Source organism: Micromonospora sp. B11E3 (assembly GCF_039871625.1).
Taxonomy (GTDB): domain Bacteria; phylum Actinomycetota; class Actinomycetes; order Mycobacteriales; family Micromonosporaceae; genus Micromonospora.
Window position 1 is genome coordinate 116,721 of record NZ_JBDPMC010000004.1, and the last position, 17,779, is coordinate 134,499.

The following is a 17,779-nucleotide window of genomic DNA, read 5'->3' on the forward strand; positions in this document are numbered from 1 at the left end:
CAATCCCGTTTCTCCACTGAGGACGGATCAAGCGGCGGTGACCGGGCATCACCCGCGCCGCACCTGGAGGACTGAGTTGAGCCCCATCCGCTCCGTGACCATCACGGCGCTCGCATCGGCCCTCGTGGCCACCACGCTCACCGGCTGCCAGCTCGGCGCGGCGGAGCAGGACACGAGCCCCATCGTGATCGCCGCCGACCTGGAACTGTCCGGCCCCGCGGCTCCGGTCGGGAAGGCCTACCAGCGCGCGCTGGAACTCAAGGTCGAGCAGCTGAACTCCTCCGGCGCCCTCGGCGGCCGGACGATCGAGCTCAAGGTGAAGGACAACCGCTCGGACGCGAGCGAGTCGCTGCGCAACATCGACGACTTCAGCAGCGATTCGCGGGTGAGCGCGATCATCATGGGCGGCTGTAACGAATGTGCGATCGGCGCCGTAAAGACGATCAACGACAAGAAGATCCCCACCATCGCGCTCGCCGCGGCGAGCGCGATCGCCAACCCGGTCGCGGAGCGCCGGTACGTCTTCAAGCTCGCCCCGAACGCGGCCGACAGCGCCGCCGCCCTCACCACCGAGATGCGCCGCCGCGGCATCCGCAAGGCCGCCGTGCTGCACGCCGACGACAGCTACGGCCAGGAGGGGCTCACCGCGCTGGGCAGCGAGTTCGAGAAGGCCAACATCCGGCTGGTCGGCAGCGAGAAGGTCCGGACCACCGTCACCGACGTCAACGAGCCGGTCGGCACGCTGACCGCGGGCAAGCCGCAGGCGCTGGTCGTCTGGACGCCGCCGGAGCAGGCGATGCTGGCGGCGACCGCCGCCCAGTCGGCGGGCTTCAAGGGCTCGCTCTTCTTCGACGCCGCGGCCGCCGGCGACCTGTTCCTCGGCGCCTCGTCCCGGTCGACCGACAAGGCGACGCTGATCTTCACCCAGACCATGGTGATCGACGACGTCATCGCCACCACCCCGGCCAAGGCGGCCCGCCGGCAGTGGTTCCAGGACTACACCGCCCGGTTCGGCGGCTACCACGGCTTCTCGTCGTTCGCCGCGGACGCGGTGCAGCTCATCGCCGACGCCGAACTGCGGGCCGGCGGCCCCGCCGGCAAGGTGAACCGGGACGGCCTGCGCGACGTGCTCGAGACGTCCCAGATGGACGGCCTGTCCGGCCCGATCCGGATGACCCCGGACAACCACTCGGGCCTGATGCCCCAGGCCCTGACCACCCTGGTCGCCCGGGGCGGCCGGTGGCGCCTCGCCGGCTGATCCCACGCCGACGGAGAGAGTGCCCGCGCCGGATCCGGCCGGGCGCTCTCTCCGTTTCCGGGATCTCAGCGGGTGGAGGTCGTCTCCCGCACCCACGGCAGGGCCAGCCGCTCCGCGAGGACCAGCGCCGAGTAGAGCAGGATGCTCACCAGCGCCACCAGCATGATGGCGGCCCAGGCGGTCGCGGTGTCGCCGATGCCCGCGTACTGCGTGACCACGTACCCGAGGCCGCTCTCGCCGGCCTGGAACTCGCCGATCACCGCGCCGATCGCGGCCAGCGGCATGGCGACCTTCAGGCCGACGAAGATCTGCGGCAGCGCGGCGGGGAGCCGCACCTTGCGGAACGCCTGCCACCAGGACGCGTTCAGCGAGCGGGCCAGCTCCGCGAGGTCCGCCGGGGTGGTGGTCAGCCCGGTCGCGGTGGACAGCACGATCGGGAAGAAGCAGAGCAGGAAGACCATGGTCAGGATCGGCTTCTGACCCCAGCCGAGCGCCACCACCAGCAGCGGCCCGAGGGTGATCTTCGGTACCGCGTTGACCGCGACGAGCAGCGGGGTGAACATCCGCTCCACCGTCCGCGAGGCGGCGAGCGAGAGTCCGAGCAGGATCCCGGCCACGGACGACAGCGCGAAGCCGAGCAGGATCTCCCGCAGGGTGTCGCCGGTGTGCCCGAGCATCTTGTCCGGCTTGTCGGTGAACGCCGTCAGCACCGAGCCGGGGGTGGGCAGGGTGGTGGTGTGGACCAGTTCCAGCCGGGCGGTGAGCCACCACACCGCGAACGCGACCAGCAGGCCGGTCGCGGGCAGCAGCGCCCCGTTCACGCCGGCCCCCAGCCGGGCGCCGAGGCCGGGCCGCCCGGCGGACGCGCGGGCGGGACCGGCGGGCTGGGACGCCACCGCGGGCTCCGGTGACCGCAGGTCGGTCATCTTCTCCTCCTCTGTGTCCGGCGGGGGCCGGGACGGAACGGGGGGTACGCCCCGCCGGAGGCCGGCGGGGCGTACCCCCTTCCTGCACGGTCGAACAGGTCAGGCCTTCGGCGCGAGGTTGAAGTCGATGACCTGGTCGGGGGTGATGTTCTGCTTGAGCGAGCCCGCACCCTGCAGGATGGCGATGGCCTTGGCGACCCGGCCGCTGTCCAGCGTGCCGATCGCGGTGCCGGAGTTGCTCGACCGGACGTACCCGGCCATCAGCTGCAGCTCGGCGGCGGCCGCCGCGGGTACGGTGGCGTCGACGTTCTTCTTCAGGATGTCCGCCGCCTCCTGGGGGTTGGCCAGGGCGTACGCCAGGCCCTTGAGCAGCGCGGCGGTGAACTTCTTGACCATCTCCGGCTTGTCCTTGGCCGTCTTCGACGAGGTGATCAGCGCGTTGCCGTAGAGGTCCTGCATCACGTTGCTGTACGGCAGGACGACCGGCGTCTTCTTGGTCACCGCCGCCACCGTGGGCTGACCGACGACGAACTGGCCGATGCCGTCGACCTGGCCGGAGGCCAACGTGCCCATCAGGGTCTGCGCCTCGCCGTTGACCCAGGTCACCTTGGCCGCGTCCACACCGGCCAGCCGGGCGTACGTCGGGAAGAGGTTGCGGACCACGGAGCCGGGGGTGTCGGCGAGCTTCTTGCCCTCCAGGTCCTTCGGGGAGGCGATGCCCTTGCCCTCGACACTCACGATGGCCGCCATGGTGCGCTGTTGGATCGCGGCGACGGCGACGAAGTCCTTGGCCTGGCCGTTGCCGACCTGGAGCAGGCCACCGGTGAGGTCGATGACGCCGAAGTTGGCCTGGCCGCCGACGACGGTCTGGATCACTGCGCCGGTGCCCTGGCCGGGCTTGATGTCCACGTCGAAGCCGGCCTCCTTGAAGAAGCCCTTGTCCTTGGCCACCCAGGCATAGGAGTCACGGCCGAAGTTGCCGAACGAGGTTAGGTAGGTCACCTTTTCCAGGGCCGTACCTCCACCGCCCTTGGCGTCGGACGAGTCCGAGCCGCTGCTGCACGCGGAAACCAGGGTGAGGGCGGCAGCCAGGGCGGCGGCGGCGACCGTACGGGTCAGCCTTTTCATCAGTGCACCATGTCCTTTCCGACCAGGGGCGACAGGCCGCCTGAACGGGTCGTCGAGAGCGACGGCGTCGACAGAGGGGGGGCCGGCGCCGCCGTCGGGTGGGACTCTTAGCGGGCACAGCGTACGAGAAGGACCAGCCGATGTAGCCACGCGTGTCGGTTGCGGAACGGAAACGAAGTCACATCCGCCCGGGGCTGTGCTGACAGGGCTTCGTCCAGCTACCCTTCCTGGGTTCCGATCCTGACCATCTACTCAGGGAGGCCACCGGCGATGATCCGACTGTCCGGGGTGTCCCGTACCTTCGACGGCCGCGCCGGCCGTGTCGAGGCCCTGCGGGGCATCGACCTCGAAGTCGCCGAGGGCGAGTTCCTCGCCGTGCTCGGCCGCTCGGGCTGCGGCAAGTCGACCCTGCTGCGGATGATCGCCGGGCTGATCCCGGCGACCGCAGGGCAGATCACCGTCGCCGGTACGCCGATCACCCGTCCCCGCCGGGACATCGCCATGCTGTTCCAGCGGCCCGCCCTGCTGCCCTGGCGCTCGGTGCTGGACAATGTCCTGCTGCCCGTGGAGATCTTCGGCTGGAAACGGGCCAAGCACCGGGACCGGGCCCGGGAGCTGCTCGAACTGGCCGGGCTGGCCGGGTTCGAGAAGCGGCTGCCGCACGAGCTCTCCGGTGGCATGCAACAGCGGGTCTCCCTGTGCCGGTCGCTGATCGGCGACCCCCGGGTGATGCTGATGGACGAGCCGTTCTCCGCCCTCGACGCGCTCACCCGGGAGGAGCTCTCCGGCGAGCTCCAGCGGGTGCACATGACCAGCGGGGCCACGGTCGTCTTCGTCACCCACTCGATCGACGAGGCGGTGCTGCTGGCCGACCGGGTGGTCGTGCTCAGCCCCCGCCCCGGCCGGATCCGGTCGGTGGTCGAGGTGGACATCCCCCGGCCCCGCACCCTCGGGCGCAACGCCCACCTGGCCGACGTGGCCCGCGTCAGCGCCGAGCTGCACGAGTTGCTGATGGAACGCGACGCCCCGGCCGACGACGCCGTCGCGGCCCCGGCCGACGCGACGCCGGCCGACCCGCCCGCCGACGCCGTCGCGGTCCCGGCCGACCCCGCCGTCCGCGAGGAGGCGTCGGCCTCGCCCGGCCGCGGGGGACGCTGACCGTGCGGGTGTCCGTCTTCACCGAGCCGCACCGCGGCGCCAGCTACACCGACCAGCTGCGCTTCGCCCGCGCCGTCGAGGCGGCCGGCTTCGAGGGCTTCCTCCGGGCCGACCACTACCAGGCGATGGGCGACGAGCCCGGGCTGCCCGGCCCCACCGACGCCTGGCTGACGCTGGCCGCCCTCGCCCGGGAGACCACCCGGATCCGGCTCGGCACCCTGGTCACCTCGGCCACGTTCCGGCTGCCCGGGCCGCTCGCGGTGATGGCCGCCCAGGTCGACCAGATGAGCGGCGGCCGGATCGAGCTGGGCATCGGCGCCGGCTGGTACGAGCGGGAGCACACCTCGTACGGCATCCCGTTCCCCGTCGTCGGGGAGCGCTTCGACCGGCTGGCGGAGCAGCTCGAGGTGATCACCGGGCTGTGGCGGACCCCGGTCGGCGAGACCTACAGCTTCACCGGCGACCACTACCGGCTCGCCGACGCGCCCGCCCTGCCCAAGCCGGTGCAGCAACCGGGCCCGCCCGTCATCGTCGGCGGGCGCGGCCCCAAGCGCACCCCCGAGCTGGCCGCCCGGTACGCCGACGAGTTCAACATGCCGTTCAAGAGCGTCGCCGAGACGGCGGCGGCGTACGAGCGGGTGGCCGAGGCGTGCGAGCGCCACGGCCGTACGGAGTCGGGGCGCCCGCCACTCGTGCTCTCCGCCGGGATCGTGGTGGCCATCGGGCGGACCGACGCCGAGGCGCAGCGGCGGGCGGCGCCGCTGCACGTCAAGAGCGCCCTGCCGCCGGAGGACCCGGTGGTCGGCTCGCCCGCCCAACTGGTCGACCGGATCGGCGAGTTCGCCGCGGTCGGGGCGACCCGCGTGCACCTGCGGCTGATCGACCTCGCCGACCTCGACCATCTGGAACTCGTCGCGGCCGAGGTGCTGCCGCAGCTGGGAGCGGACCGATGACCGACGTCGTCGACGGGATCGAGCTGGGCCCGGTGGGCCAGGAGATCGTCTACGAGAACGACCGGGTGCGGGTGTGGCACATCCGGCTGGAGCCGGGCGAGCGGCAGCCGCTGCACCGCCACGACCACCCGTACCTGGTCATCGCCGTGCAGGGCGCGAAGAACATCGTGCAGACCATCGACGGGAAGACGATCGACGCGGACGAGCCGACCGGCGGGGTGGTCTACCGGGACCCGGGCGCGGTCCACATGCTCACCAACGTGGGCGACACGACGTACCTGGCGCGGTTGGTCGAGCTGAAGTAGCGGTAAGCAGCCACGCCGCCGCGCCGCGTCAAGGTGGCGATCGGGCGTACCGGGCCGTAACGTGCCCGACATGGCCTATCGCACGTGGGGCAGATGGCTGCTCACGGCGCTCGGGGTGAGCGTGCTGGCCGGAGCCGGCCAGCTCGGCGTCGCGTACGGGTTCGGCATCGTCCAGCTCACCGGCGCGTTCACCGACGCCACCGTCAATCGCTGGCCGGCCCAACTGGTCTGGGTCGGCTGGTTCGCCGCAAGCGCCGCCGTGGTCGGCGCCATCGTCACCGAGCGCCTCGCCCGCGCCCGCGGCGTCATGGGCACCACGGCCGGGCGACTCGGGACCGCCGGCGCGTCGGCGCTGGGCGCGACCGTCGTCGCGCCGCTGTGCATGCAGCCGGCGCGGGCCGCCGAGCTGAACAACGTGGACCCGGTCTGGGCGGTCGCCATCTGCGCGATCCTCGGCGCGGTGCTCGGTGCCGGGGCCGCCCTCGCCGTGCTGCTCCGCCCGCCGCTGGGCTGGAACGCCGCGACGGTTGCCTGCGGGATCTGGGCGATCGCCCTCGTCTCGTCCCTGCCGGCTCTGCTCGACACCGGCCCGCTGCACACCGTACGGCTCGGCGTGCCGGAGCCGAGGTGGCTGAGCGCCGACACGGCGCAGCGACTGTCGATGCTCGTCCTGCCTCTGCTGACCCTGCTGGCCGGCGCGGCCTCGGGCGCGCTGGCCCGCTGGCGCAACCACCCGCCGATCATCGGCGGCGCTTCCGGCGCGGCCGGCCCGGTGATGATCGCGTTCGCCTACCTGGCCGCCGGGCCTGGCGACACCGCCGACCGGTACCAGCTCGCGCCCTACTACGGCGCCCTGATCGCCGTCTTCGCCGGCGCGCTCGGCTCGACCGCCGCCACGCTGGTCCGCTGGCCGCTCATCGCCGCCGAAAGCGCCGACCCGGCGGCCATCGAGCCCACCGACATCCTCCGGCCCCTGCCCACCGGCCCGGTCCCGCCCATCGGGGACGGCGCGGGTGCCGGGGAGGGCGCGGGCGCGGGTGCCGGGGAGGGCGCGGGCGCGGGTGCCGCCACCGTCGACCTGGCCGCCACCGTCGACCCGGCCGCCGGCGCTGACCTGGTCGGCAGCGGTGACCCGGTCGACGCCGGCGGCACCGAAGGCCGGAGCGCGCGCCGGGTCGCCGCGACCGCCGGTGACCCGCCGCCGCACCCCGCGGCCGAACCGGTCCCGGCCGCCGACGCCTCTCCCGCCGGTCAACCCGGCCACTCCGGTGCCGACCGGCCGACCGTCGCGGCGACGGGCACCACACCCGAAACCGCTCCAGCCCACCGGGACTGGCCGGCCACCGCAGACGCCGCATCGGCCCCGCAGGAGGAACTGGCCGCCCCGGTCGCGCGGCAGGAGGCGACCATTCCCGGCGAGGAGGGCCAGAGGGCACCGCTCCCGCGGGAGGAAACGGCACCCGTTCCGCGGGAGCAGGTAGCGCCTGCTTTGCAGGAGCGGACAGCGCCTGCTTTGCAGGAGCGGGCAACTCCGGTCCAGCGCACCGAGTCGGCTCCCGTCCCGCGGAACGAGCCGGCCCCGGCCACGCGGAACGAGCCGGCCCCGGCCACGCGGAACGAATCGACCCCGGTCGCACAGCTGGAAGTGGCCCCGGCCACGCGGAACGAAGCGACCCCGGTCGCACAGCTGGAAGTGGCTCCGGCCACGCGGGACGAAGCGGCCCCGGCCGCGCCGGTGGAGAGTGTTACTCCTGTCGCGCCCGCCCCGCGCGCGAGGCGCGCCCGGAAGCCGAAGGCCTCGGCCTCGGCCACCTCCGCCCCTGCGACCTCCGGTGCGGCCGTCTCCGGCCCGGCCACCCCCGAGGCGGATGCCTCCCACCTGGTCACCCCCGGGGCGGACGCCTCCCGCCCGGCCGCCTCCGGGGCGGACGCCTCCGGGGCGGACGCCTCCCACCTGGTCACCCCCGGGGCGGACGCCTCCCGCCCGGCCGCCTCCGGGGCGGACGCCTCCCACCTGGTCACCCCCGGGGCGGACGCCTCCCGCCCGGCCGCCTCCGGGGCGGACGCCTCCGGGGCGGTCACCTCCCCGGCCGCCCCCGGGACGGCCGGCGCCGGCCCGGCCAGCCCGGCGGACGGCACGAGCAGCCGCGGCGGCGCCCGCGGCCGGGCGGACAAGGGCACGGCGGACGCGGCCTCGTCCCCCGCCGGGGCGGGCGTCAGCCCGGTCGCCCCCGACCCGTACCCAGCCGCCCCCGACCCGTATCCGGCCGACGTCGGTGCTTCCCCGGTCGGCCCGGAGGCCCACGTCCCCGGCCCGGCTGACGCGGGCGCCTCAGTCCCCGGCCCGGCCGCCGGCCCGGCTGGCGCGGACACCCGAATCCTTGGCCCGGAGGCGAGCCCGGGTCACGCGAACGCGGGTCACGCAGGCACGGGTCACGCAGGCACGGGTCACGCAGGCACGGGTCACGCAGGCACGGGTCACGCAGACACGGGTCACGCAGACACGGGTCACGCGAACGCCGGTCGGGCTCACGCGAACGGAGCCGAGCGCAAGGAAGACGGACTGGCTGAGGCGGAGGCGCCTGGAGCCGGGGTGACTGGGGCCGGGGCGGCGGCAGCCGCAGATCCGGCCGTCGGCGCAGCCGGCCCGGGCACGCCGCACGGCACCCTCCCACCGCCCGCTCCCCGCCACCCCGAGGCGCCCGAACCGACCGCGCCCCCGCCGGTGGGTAGGCCCGGCCCGCCGTACTTCGAGGCGCCCTCCGCGGACGACATGGCGCTGCCCGCCGTACCCCAGCCGACCTGGTCCGCCGCCGAGCCGGTCCCGCCGTACGCGCCCACCGGTCGAACGGAGCCGGAGTTCTACGACCCGGCTCCGCTCCCCCGACACCGAGCCCCCCAACCCGAGCTGGACCGCGCCTCGAACTGGGACGCCCTCGCGAGCGCCGCTCGACAGGCCGGCCCCCAGCCGGTGGACTGGACGGTCCCGGCCGCCCGCGGTCCCGTGCCGCCATCGGTCGGCCACGAACCGACCTGGACCACCGGATTCACCGGCGGGCCGTCCGGTGACCATCGGGACCCCGGCACCGGCTCGGCCGGCGGCGGCCCGGTCGCCGGCGTTCCCGGCGGCACGGCGGAGGAGTCGGGCGGTGGCCTGTCCCGGATCCGTCGTGGCCTGTTCCGGCGCAACCGGGCCCGCGGGGGCGACGACGCCGGCACGGACCACGACAACCGGGGCCACGAGCTGGAGCCGCTGCCCGCCCAGGACGCGGAGTACGTCGACTGGGTCGCGGGCCTCGGCCGTTCCAACGTCGACCAGGACGGGGGCCCGGACGGCGGGTCACGGAAGCGCCGCTCCCCCGGCCGCCACCACCGCGACTGACGCCCCTTCGACAGAAAGACCTTGGTACGAAGTGGCCCCTCCGGGGGCCGTTTCGTACCAAGGTCTTCGAGGGTGGTGTCAGAGAATGGCGTCCAGCGCGTCGAGGTCGGCGTCGGTGGGCTGCCAGGCACCGGCCTCGGCGTTGGCCCGGACCTGCTCCGGCGTGGTGGCACCGGCGATCACCGAGGTCACCGCGGGCCGGGCGGCCAGCCCGCCGATGGCCACCTGGAGCACCGACAGGCCGCGCTCGGCGGCGTACGCCTCGATCGCCTCGATCGTGTCCCAGTCCGCCGCAGCCAGGCGCTGCGCGTACCGGCCGCCGCCGGAGAGCCGGCTACCGGCGGGCGGCGCCTCTCCCCGCTTGTACTTGCCGGTCAGCAGCCCGTTGGCCAGCGGGAAGAACGGCAGCATGCCCAGGCCGAACCGCTCGCAGGCGGGGATGACCTCGGCCTCGACGCCCCGATCCAGCAGGCTGTAGTGGTTCTGGGCGCTGACGAACCGGGTCAGCCCCTGGGAGGAGGCGGTCCAGTCGGCGTCGGCGATCTGCCAGCCGGCGAAGTTGGAGTTGCCCAGGTAGCGGACCTTGCCGGCGCGGACCAGGTCGTCCAGGGCGGCGAGGGTCTCGTCGATCGGGGTTCCCGGGTCGGGCTCGTGCATCTGGTACAGGTCGATGTGGTCCGTGCCGAGCCGGCGCAGCGACGCCTCCACGGCCCGGACGATGTACCGCCGCGAGCCCCGGGCGCCGAAGTCCGGCCCGTTGAGGCCGTGCATGTCCATGCCGAACTTGGTGGCCAGCACCACGTCGTCCCGCCGGCCCTTGAGCGCCTGGCCGAGCAGCTCCTCCGAGCCGCCCTGCGGCTCACCGTAGATGTCGGCGGTGTCGAACAGGGTGATCCCGGCGTCGAGGGCGGCGTCGACGACCGCGCGGGTGCCGTCGAGGTCGAGCTTGCGGCCGAAGTTGTTGCAGCCGATGCCGACCACGGACACCACGAGCCCGGAGTCGCCCAACCGGCGGTAGGTCATCTCAGTCACGAGATCAACCCTATGCCCGTCCGGCGGGACGCAGCGGGCCAGCAGCCCATTCGGTGGGTGATGCCCGACTCAGCCGAGCACCTCGACGCAGAGCCGGCGGGCCGCGCCGAGGGTGGCGGTCAACTCGGCCGGTGAATGCCCGACGGAGCCGAGCAGCGCCTGTGCCCGGGACGCGAAGTCGGGTGGCGCGCCGGGCAACCGCCCGGCCGCGGCGACCATGCCCTTCTCGTTCACCAGCCAGTGCCCGGCACGGGCGTGGAGCACCTGCACCAGCACCCCGACCACGCGGAACAGGCACCCGGCCACGTACGCGCTGTCGCCGGCCGCGATGGCCTTGGCCGCACCGCTGTCGCCGGCCGCGACGGCCTTGGCCGCACCGTCGAGCAGGAATCCCGCCTCCCAGCCACCGCGCACCAGGGCATCGGCCAGCGCGGGCGGGTACGCCCGCGTCTCCTCCCGCAGCGCGGCCAGCTCACCGGTGGGGTCGGCGAGTACCCGGCACAGCGCCACCTCGCCCGCGTAGGCGTGGGAGTAGAAGCCGAGCGGATGGCCCGCCTGCACGCCCACCTCGTAGCGGCCCGCCCGGCAGTCGTTCCACACCCGGCGTACCCGGTCGAGGTCCCGGTAGATCCAGTCGACGGGCGTTCCGCCGACGCGCAGCCAGCCGCCGCCGTCCACCCACGGACCCCAGCCGCCCGGTTCCGTCAACGCGACCGGCTCGTCGGCGACCGTTGCGGCGACCGCGCGCAGCCCCGGCACGTCCAGGTTTCCTCGGTAGTACAGGCCCAGATCCCAGTCGGAGTCCGGCCGGTGGGTGCCGCGCGACCGGCTGCCGCCCAGTGCCACGGCCACCACGCCGTCGACCGCGCAGAGCCGGCCGGCCAGCTCCTCCGGGTTCACCCGACGTCCCACACCGGTTCGGGCGTCTCCACCACCTCGCCGTCGCCGCGGAACAGCACGAACCGGTCGAAGGTACGGGTGAACCACCGGTCGTGGGTCACCGCGAGCACCGTCCCCTCGAACGCGTTCAGGCCGGCTTCGAGCGCCTCCGCGCTGGCCAGGTCGAGGTTGTCGGTGGGCTCGTCGAGCAGGAGCAGGGTGGCACCGGACAGCTCCAGCAGCAGCACCAGGAAGCGCGCCTGCTGGCCGCCGGACAGCGTGCCGAACCGCTGGTCGCCCTGCCCCGCCAGCTCGTACCGGGACAGCGCCGCCATCGCCGCGTGCCGGTCCATCCCGGCCCGATGCTCGTCGCCCCGCCAGAGGATGTCGACCAGCGTCCGTTCCATCAGCTCGGGGCGGTCGTGGGTCTGCGAGAAGTGGCCGGGGCGGACCCGGGCGCCGAGCCGCACCACCCCGTCGTGGGCCACCGGGGCGAGGGCCGCCGCGCCGTCGACCGGCCCGTTGGCCGGGTCCGGGTCGGTGCCGCCCCGCGCCAGCAGCCGCAGGAAGTGCGACTTTCCGGTGCCGTTCGCGCCGAGCACCGCCACCCGGTCGCCGTACCAGACCTCCAGGTCGAAGGGGTAGGTCAGGCCGTCCAGCTCCAGCTGCTCGGCGACCACCGCGCGCTTGCCGGTCCGCCCGCCGCTCAGGCGCATCCGGATGTCCTGGTCCTTCGGCGGTACGGGCGGCGGCCCGGCCTCCTCGAACTTACGCAGCCGGGTCTGCGCGGCCTGGTACCGCGAGGCCATCCCGTCGTTGTACGCGGCCTTCTGCTTGTACATCAGCATCAGCTCGCGCAGCTTCTGGTGCTCCTCGTCCCAGCGGCGGCGCTGCTCGTCGAGGCGGGCGTGCCGGGCCACCCGGGCGTCGTGCCAGCTCGCGAAGCCGCCCGGGTGCACCCAGGCGCTGCCGCCCTCGACGGCGACCACCCGGTCGGCGGTCTGCGCCAACAGCTCCCGGTCGTGCGAGACGTACAGCACCGACTTGCCCGACTCGCGCAGCCGCGCCTCCAGCCAGCGCTTGCCGGGCACGTCGAGGAAGTTGTCCGGCTCGTCCAGCAGCAGCACCTCGTCGGTGCCGCGCAACAGCAGTTCCAGGGCAAAGCGCTTCTGCTGACCGCCGGAGAGGGTCCGCACGGGACGCTCCCGCGCGCTGTCCCAGGGCAGGTCGAGCACGATGGTGGCGACGGTGTCGAAGAGCACCTCGGCGTCGTACCCGCCGACCTCGCCCCAGGCGGCGAGGGCGTCGGCGTACGCGAGCTGCGCCCTGCCCGCGGCGCTGCTGTACTTGCCGCGCACCTCGGCCGCCCGCATGGCCGCCTCGGTCTCGACGAGCCGGCGACCGGCGTCGCGCAGCGCCGGCGGGGCGAGCGAGAGGGCCAGGTCGGCGAGGGTGGAGTCGTCGCCGATCATGCCGATGAACTGCCGCATCACGCCGAGGCCACCCGAGCGGGAAACGGCGCCGGTCTTCACCGGCAGGTCGCCGGCGACCATTCGCAGCAGCGTGGTCTTGCCCGCGCCGTTCGGGCCGACCAGGGCGACCTTGGCGCCCTCACCGACCCGGAACGACACGTCGGTGAAGAGCTCCCGGCCGTCGGGCAGGATGTGCCCGACCGCCGCCACGTCCACGTATCCCACGCCGGCATCCTCCCGGAGGGGCCGGGGCGGGCTCCAGTCAATTACCGGTTGACCCGCAGTACCCGGAAGCCCTTCTGGCTGGCGTGCCGCTCCACCCGCCAGCCCTGCTCAGCCAGCCACCGGTGCACCGAGTCGCCGCCGAGGTGACGCGCGATCACCAGCCAGGCCACGCCGTCCGGGGCGAGCCGGGGCAGCCAGCGCGACAGCAGCTCGTGCAGGCCCTCCTTGCCGATCCGGATCGGCGGGTTGGACCAGATCTGTGCGAAGGTCAGCCCGTCGGGTACGTCGTCCGGGGCGGCCACCCGTACGCGGCCGGCGGCCCCGACCCGGGCCGCGTTGGCGGCCGTCAACTCCCGGGCCCGCTGGTTGACGTCGACCGCCCAGACGGTGGCCGCCGGTGCGCTGTCGGCGAGCACGCAGGTGATCGGGCCGAAGCCGCAGCCCAGGTCGAGCAGTGGCCCGCTGACGTCCCGCCCCGGCAGCTCGGCCTTGCGCAGCAGCACGGCGGTACCCGGGTCGAGGCGGTCGGCGGAGAAGACCCCGCCGGCCGAGGCCAGCGTGTACTCGCGCCCGGCGACGGTGAACTCGACCTCCCGGGGCCGGGCCGTGGCCGTGGGCTCAGCGGTGAAGTAGTGGTCGCCGGTCACGCCCGGCATTCTCGCACTGGCGCCGCGCGCCGCTGTGCGGGGCTGCTCGCCTCCGGCCCACTGCCAGGCGACACGCCACTCCACCACAATTTCCCATTATTACCCCCTAAAGGGATAATCGGTCCTACCCTGGGCGACATGGTGTATCGGCACGAGTCCGATGAGGACGCTTTCGAGGAGTACCCGGGGTCGGGTTCCGACCCGTCGATGCGGGGCGGGCGCCCGCCCCTCCGTTCCCGGCCCTCCCCGTCCCGCTTCCCGACGCCGTCGCTGCCCCGGGTCAACCGGGCCGCGCCGCCCGGCCCCGGCCCGACGGCTGGACGGGCGCCCGGCCCCGCGGCGGCCCGCGCCGCCGCCGGACCGGCCTATCCGGCCGGCTCCGCGCACGTCCGGCACGAACAGCTGGACCATGCCCAACGGGAGCCGGCGGCGCACGTCCAGCACCACCCGCCGGCCTACCCGCAGCACGAGCCGCAGCAGTACCCGCATCCTGAACCGCCGACGTACGCGCAGCACGAGCGGCAGCCGTACGTCCACCACCACCCGCCGGCCCACCCCCAGCACGAGCCGCAGCCCTATTCCCAGCACGAGTCGCAGGCGTACCCGCAGCCTCAACCGCCGGCCCACCCGCAGCACGAACCCCAGCCCTACGGCCCGCACGAACCGCAGGCCGTTCAGCACCACGCGCAGGCCCACGTCCAACACGAGCCGCACGCCCACACGCAGCACGAACCCGAGGCCATCCAGCGTCACGTCCAGCAGGAACCGCAGACCCACGCAGAGTACGAACCCGCGGTTCAGCGCCACTCGCAGCCCCAGACGCACCACGAGCCGCAGGCCGTTCAGCACCACGGCCAGGCCCAGGCACAGGAACCGCACGCCGGCGTCCGGCACGAACCGCCGGCCCAGGTCGAGCACCAGCCACACGCCCACGCACAGCACGCACCACCGGCCCCTCCGCAGCAGGAGCAGCCGGTGTCCCCCACCCGGTCCGAACCGGTGGCTCCGGCGCCGCAGACCCAGGTGCCGGCCGGACCCGAGCCGGCGGGCGGCCCCCGCCCCCGCTGGCGTCGGAACACCCGGTTGGGAGGCGGCCGGCTCTGGCAGGCGCTCGTCGGGGGCGCTGCCGTCCTGGTGCTGCTCGCCCTCTGCGGGCTCGGCACCGCCGCGCTGGTCATGGAGCGGAGCGGCAACCCGCAGGGCACGCCGACCCAGCCGACGGGGGCCGCCCCGTCGCCGTCGCAGAGCGACCGGCACGAGCTCGACTCCCGGGACAGCGACCAGGCGCCGTTGACCGCCAAGGAGGTCTTCCCGACCAAGAAGCTGACGGTCGCGGACGGGCAGACGTCGTACTCGGTGTTGAAGACCCAGTCCAGCGGCAGCTGCGCCGTCGCCGCCACCGACGAGGTCGCCGACCTGCTCGTCCGGCTCGGCTGCAACCAGGTGGTCCGGGCGACGCTGCGCTCCCCCGACGGGGCCTACCTGCTCACGGCGGGGTTGTTCAACCTGACCGACGTGGCCACCGCCCAGCGCGTCCGGGACCGCGTTCGGGAACTGCTGGACGAGCGGCAGGGCCGGTTCCGGGGGATGGCGGCCGGCACCGACACCGAGGCGCTCACCACGGCCCCGTCCCGGGTCGGCTGGCAGACGCGGGGCCACTACCTCGCCTACTGCGTGGTCGTCCGTGCCGACGGGGAGCCGGTCGGCAGCGGCGACCCCAAGGCCCGCGAGATCCTCGTCGACCTGATCGAGCTGCACCTGAGCAAGGCGGTGCTGGAGCGCCGCGCCACCGGCGGCTCGGCCAGCCAGCCGACGCCCGACGCCGCCGAGCGCGACTGACACGGCTCAGCGTCGTAAGGATTCGCGTCAGCCCTCGACCGGGACGCGGAGCCGGCGGGTGAGGTCGGCGCGGCGGGCGTACTCGGCGGGGTCGTCGGGGTAGCCGACGGCGACCAGGGTCAGGCCGTGCGCCGGCGCCACGGTCACCTCGCTGGACCGCTCACGGCGGCTCAGCAGGCCGCCCGGCCAGTCCACCGGGCGCCGCCCGTCCCCGGCTACCAGCATCGCCCCGACGAGGCTGCGCACCATCGCCTGGCAGAACGCGTCCGCCTGGACCGTGGCGACCAGCAGGCCGTCCGGGTCGCGCCGCCAGTCCAGCCGGGTCACCTCGCGCAGCGTGGTGGCGTTCTCCTTGCGCCGGCAGTACGCGGCGAAGTCGTGCTCCCCCACCAGCCCGGCCGCGGCGGCGTTGAGCAGGTCGAGGTCGAGCCGCTTCGGCCAGGCCAGCACCTCGTGCCGGCGCAGCGGCTCGGCGCCGTACGGGGCGTCGGTCACCCGGTACTCGTAGCGGCGGAAGGTGGCCGAGAACCGGGCGTCGAAGTCGGCGGGCACCGGGGTCATCGCGCGGACCCGCACGTCGGTGGGGAGCAACCGGGCGAGCCGGCGCAGCAGCGAGCCCTCGAACCCGCGCCAGACGTCGGACGGCAGGTCGAGGTGGCACACCTGGCCCGTGGCGTGCACGCCGGCGTCGGTCCGCCCGGCCACGGTCAGCCCGGTCGCCACACCCGCGCCGAGGACCAGGTCGAGGGTCGCGGTGAGCACACCGGCAACCGTCCGCCGGGTCGGCTGGGCCGCCCAGCCGGAGAAGTCGGTTCCGTCGTACGCGACGTCCAGCCGCAGCCGGGTCCGATCGTCCACGCGTGCCTCCCGTCACGGGTCGGGCCCGGCACCCACACAGGGGTGCCGGGCCCGACGCGGTGCCCTTGATCAGGCCTTGTCGTTCTCGGCGGCCTCGTCGCTGTCCTCGCGCGCCTCGGCCGTGTCGCCGCTGGCCGACACCGGCGGCTCGGAGTCCTGGTCGGCCGGGGCCGACTGCGGGGTCTCCTCGGCCGGGGCGAGCGCCTCGACCTTGTCCTGCTGGGCGGCCTTGCGGGCCGCGGTCTTCTTGTTCGCCTTCGGCTCGCTGACGACCAGTTCCTCGACCAGCTCGATGATCGCCATCGGGGCGGCGTCACCCTTGCGCGGGCCGGTCTTCACGATCCGGGTGTAGCCACCGGGGCGGTTGGCGTACCGGGGCGCGATCTGGTCGAACAGGGTGTAGACCACGTCCTTGTCCTTGACGACGGCCAGCACCCGCCGACGGGACGCCAGGTCGCCACGCTTGGCCTTGGTGATGAGCTGCTCGGCGAGCGGGCGCAGCCGCCGGGCCTTGGTCTCGGTGGTCTTGATCTTGCCGTGCTGGAACAGCGACATGGCCAGGTTGGCCAGCATCAGCCGCTCGTGCGCCGGGCTGCCGCCGAGGCGGGGACCCTTGGTGGGCGTGGGCATTCTTGGTGCTCCTCAGGTGTGGCGGCAGCCGGGACTAGAGCTGCTCGGTCTCGCGGTAGTCGTCGGTGTCGTAGTCGGCCTCACCGAAGGCGTCCACGACGTGCGCCGGGTCGAAGTTCGGAGCCGAGTCCTTCAGCCCCAGACCCATCCCGGCCAGCTTCATCTTGACCTCGTCGATCGACTTCTGGCCGAAGTTGCGGATGTCGAGGAGGTCGGCCTCGGTACGCCCGATCAGCTCACCAACGCTGTTGATGCCCTCGCGCTTGAGGCAGTTGTAGGAACGGACGGTCAGGTCCAGCTCCTCGATCGGCAGGGCCAGGTCCGCCGCCAGTTGGGCGTCCTGCGGGGACGGCCCGATGTCGATGCCCTCGGCGGTCTCGTCCAGCTCCCGGGCCAGGCCGAAGAGCTCCACCAGCGTCGACCCGGCGGAGGCCAGCGCCGTACGCGGGCCCATCGACGGCTTGGTCTCGACGTCGATGATCAGCCGGTCGAAGTCGGTCCGCTGCTCGACACGGGTCGCCTCGACGCGGTACGTCACCTTGAGCACCGGCGAGTAGATCGAGTCGACGGGGATCCGGCCGATCTCGGCACCGGCCTGCTTGTTCTGCGCCGCCGTCACGTAGCCGCGACCCCGCTCGACGGTCAGCTCCATGTCGAGCCGCCCCTTGCCGTTCAGGGTGGCGAGCTTCAGGTCCGGGTTGTGCACCGAGACCCCGGCCGGGGGCTGGATGTCACCGGCGGTCACGTCGCCCGGGCCCTGCTTGCGCAGGTACATGCTGACCGGCTCGTCGTGCTCGGAGCTGACGCACAGCTCCTTGATGTTCATGACGAGCTCGACCACGTCCTCCTTGACACCGGGGATCGTGGTGAACTCGTGCAGCACACCGTCGATCTTGATCGAGGTGACCGCCGCGCCCGGGATGGACGACAGCAGCGTACGCCGCAGCGAGTTGCCGAGGGTGTAGCCGAAGCCCGGCTCCAGCGGCTCGATGGTGAACCGGGACCGGGTCTCGTTGATCGACTCCTCGGAGAGGGTCGGTCGCTGGCTGATGAGCATGTCTTCTCTTCTCTTCCGGGGCGCCCGCCA

Annotated in this window: 16 protein-coding genes; 6 read left to right on the forward strand and 10 right to left on the reverse strand. The window is 73.9% G+C overall.

Translation table 11 applies throughout. From position 1 onward, the window contains the following. Positions 1 to 76: 76 nt before the first annotated feature. Positions 77 to 1,258 carry an ABC transporter substrate-binding protein gene (locus ABGB16_RS03715; protein ID WP_347666534.1) on the forward strand — a complete coding sequence of 394 codons (1,182 nt, stop codon included), beginning with the start codon at positions 77 to 79 and terminating at the stop codon, positions 1,256 to 1,258. Between the two features lie 65 nt (positions 1,259 to 1,323). On the opposite strand, the gene ABGB16_RS03720 is transcribed toward ABGB16_RS03715, so the two are convergent. Both ABGB16_RS03720 and ABGB16_RS03725 read right to left on the reverse strand, forming a co-directional pair. After that, entirely contained in the window at positions 1,324 to 2,184 is an 861-nt protein-coding gene (locus tag ABGB16_RS03720; RefSeq protein WP_347666535.1) for an ABC transporter permease, read from the reverse strand. Between the two features lie 99 nt (positions 2,185 to 2,283). Beyond that, positions 2,284 to 3,312, reverse strand: coding sequence for an ABC transporter substrate-binding protein (locus ABGB16_RS03725; RefSeq protein WP_347666536.1), 1,029 nt, complete (start codon positions 3,310 to 3,312; stop codon positions 2,284 to 2,286). Between the two features lie 270 nt (positions 3,313 to 3,582). On the opposite strand from ABGB16_RS03725, the gene ABGB16_RS03730 reads away from it, so the two are divergent. The 4 genes from ABGB16_RS03730 to ABGB16_RS03745 all read left to right on the forward strand — a co-directional run bounded on the left by ABGB16_RS03730 (position 3,583) and on the right by ABGB16_RS03745 (position 9,110). Further along, entirely contained in the window at positions 3,583 to 4,470 is an 888-nt protein-coding gene (locus tag ABGB16_RS03730; protein WP_347666537.1) for an ABC transporter ATP-binding protein, read from the forward strand. Between the two features lie 2 nt (positions 4,471 to 4,472). After that, positions 4,473 to 5,423 carry an LLM class F420-dependent oxidoreductase gene (locus tag ABGB16_RS03735; RefSeq protein ID WP_347666538.1) on the forward strand — a complete coding sequence of 317 codons (951 nt, stop codon included), beginning with the start codon at positions 4,473 to 4,475 and terminating at the stop codon, positions 5,421 to 5,423. Next, entirely contained in the window at positions 5,420 to 5,728 is a 309-nt protein-coding gene (locus ABGB16_RS03740) for a cupin (protein WP_347666539.1), read from the forward strand. Before ABGB16_RS03735 ends, ABGB16_RS03740 begins: the two co-directional genes overlap by 4 nt. Positions 5,729 to 5,798: 70 nt before the next feature. Continuing rightward, the gene (locus ABGB16_RS03745) at positions 5,799 to 9,110 is read left to right on the forward strand and encodes a hypothetical protein (RefSeq protein ID WP_347666540.1); all 3,312 of its coding nucleotides are present in this window, start codon (positions 5,799 to 5,801) and stop codon (positions 9,108 to 9,110) included. Positions 9,111 to 9,188: 78 nt separating this feature from the next. Here the strand turns inward: ABGB16_RS03745 and ABGB16_RS03750 are convergent, their stop codons facing one another. The 5 genes from ABGB16_RS03750 to ABGB16_RS03770 form a co-directional block, all read right to left on the reverse strand. Further along, positions 9,189 to 10,133, reverse strand: coding sequence for an aldo/keto reductase (locus tag ABGB16_RS03750; RefSeq protein WP_347666595.1), 945 nt, complete (start codon positions 10,131 to 10,133; stop codon positions 9,189 to 9,191). 78 nt (positions 10,134 to 10,211) lie between these two features. Beyond that, positions 10,212 to 11,042, reverse strand: a complete 831-nt coding sequence (locus ABGB16_RS03755) for a nucleotidyltransferase domain-containing protein (RefSeq protein ID WP_347666541.1) — start codon at positions 11,040 to 11,042, stop codon at positions 10,212 to 10,214. Beyond that, positions 11,039 to 12,718, reverse strand: coding sequence for an ATP-binding cassette domain-containing protein (locus tag ABGB16_RS03760; RefSeq protein ID WP_347666542.1), 1,680 nt, complete (start codon positions 12,716 to 12,718; stop codon positions 11,039 to 11,041). Before ABGB16_RS03760 ends, ABGB16_RS03755 begins: the two co-directional genes overlap by 4 nt. Positions 12,719 to 12,759: 41 nt before the next feature. Further along, entirely contained in the window at positions 12,760 to 13,365 is a 606-nt protein-coding gene (locus ABGB16_RS03765; RefSeq protein WP_347666543.1) for a methyltransferase, read from the reverse strand. Between the two features lie 99 nt (positions 13,366 to 13,464). Continuing rightward, on the reverse strand, positions 13,465 to 14,298 hold the full coding sequence (locus ABGB16_RS03770; protein ID WP_347666544.1) for a hypothetical protein: 834 nt from the start codon (positions 14,296 to 14,298) through the stop codon (positions 13,465 to 13,467). Between the two features lie 42 nt (positions 14,299 to 14,340). On the opposite strand from ABGB16_RS03770, the gene ABGB16_RS03775 reads away from it, so the two are divergent. Next, the gene (locus tag ABGB16_RS03775) at positions 14,341 to 15,204 is read left to right on the forward strand and encodes a hypothetical protein (RefSeq protein ID WP_347666545.1); all 864 of its coding nucleotides are present in this window, start codon (positions 14,341 to 14,343) and stop codon (positions 15,202 to 15,204) included. Positions 15,205 to 15,231: 27 nt separating this feature from the next. Here ABGB16_RS03775 and truA read toward each other — a convergent pair whose 3' ends face one another. From truA to ABGB16_RS03790, 3 genes are all read right to left on the reverse strand, one after another. Then, a complete protein-coding gene (truA, locus tag ABGB16_RS03780; RefSeq protein ID WP_347666546.1) occupies positions 15,232 to 16,062 on the reverse strand; it encodes a tRNA pseudouridine(38-40) synthase TruA in 831 nt (276 codons plus the stop codon). Between the two features lie 69 nt (positions 16,063 to 16,131). Continuing rightward, a complete protein-coding gene (gene rplQ / locus ABGB16_RS03785) occupies positions 16,132 to 16,692 on the reverse strand; it encodes a 50S ribosomal protein L17 (RefSeq protein ID WP_347666547.1) in 561 nt (186 codons plus the stop codon). 34 nt (positions 16,693 to 16,726) lie between these two features. After that, entirely contained in the window at positions 16,727 to 17,749 is a 1,023-nt protein-coding gene (locus ABGB16_RS03790; RefSeq protein WP_013735931.1) for a DNA-directed RNA polymerase subunit alpha, read from the reverse strand. Between the last annotated feature and the right edge of the window lie 30 nt (positions 17,750 to 17,779).

Coding starts and splice junctions, on each gene's coding strand:
- ABGB16_RS03720 (WP_347666535.1), bottom strand. CDS start 2,184: ATGACCGACCTGCGGTCACCGGAGCCCGCGGTGGCGTCCCAGCCCGCC.
- ABGB16_RS03725 (WP_347666536.1), bottom strand. CDS start 3,312: ATGAAAAGGCTGACCCGTACGGTCGCCGCCGCCGCCCTGGCTGCCGCC.
- ABGB16_RS03730 (WP_347666537.1), top strand. CDS start 3,583: ATGATCCGACTGTCCGGGGTGTCCCGTACCTTCGACGGCCGCGCCGGC.
- ABGB16_RS03740 (WP_347666539.1), top strand. CDS start 5,420: ATGACCGACGTCGTCGACGGGATCGAGCTGGGCCCGGTGGGCCAGGAG.
- ABGB16_RS03745 (WP_347666540.1), top strand. CDS start 5,799: ATGGCCTATCGCACGTGGGGCAGATGGCTGCTCACGGCGCTCGGGGTG.
- ABGB16_RS03750 (WP_347666595.1), bottom strand. CDS start 10,133: ATGACCTACCGCCGGTTGGGCGACTCCGGGCTCGTGGTGTCCGTGGTC.
- rplQ (WP_347666547.1), bottom strand. CDS start 16,692: ATGCCCACGCCCACCAAGGGTCCCCGCCTCGGCGGCAGCCCGGCGCAC.
- ABGB16_RS03790 (WP_013735931.1), bottom strand. CDS start 17,749: ATGCTCATCAGCCAGCGACCGACCCTCTCCGAGGAGTCGATCAACGAG.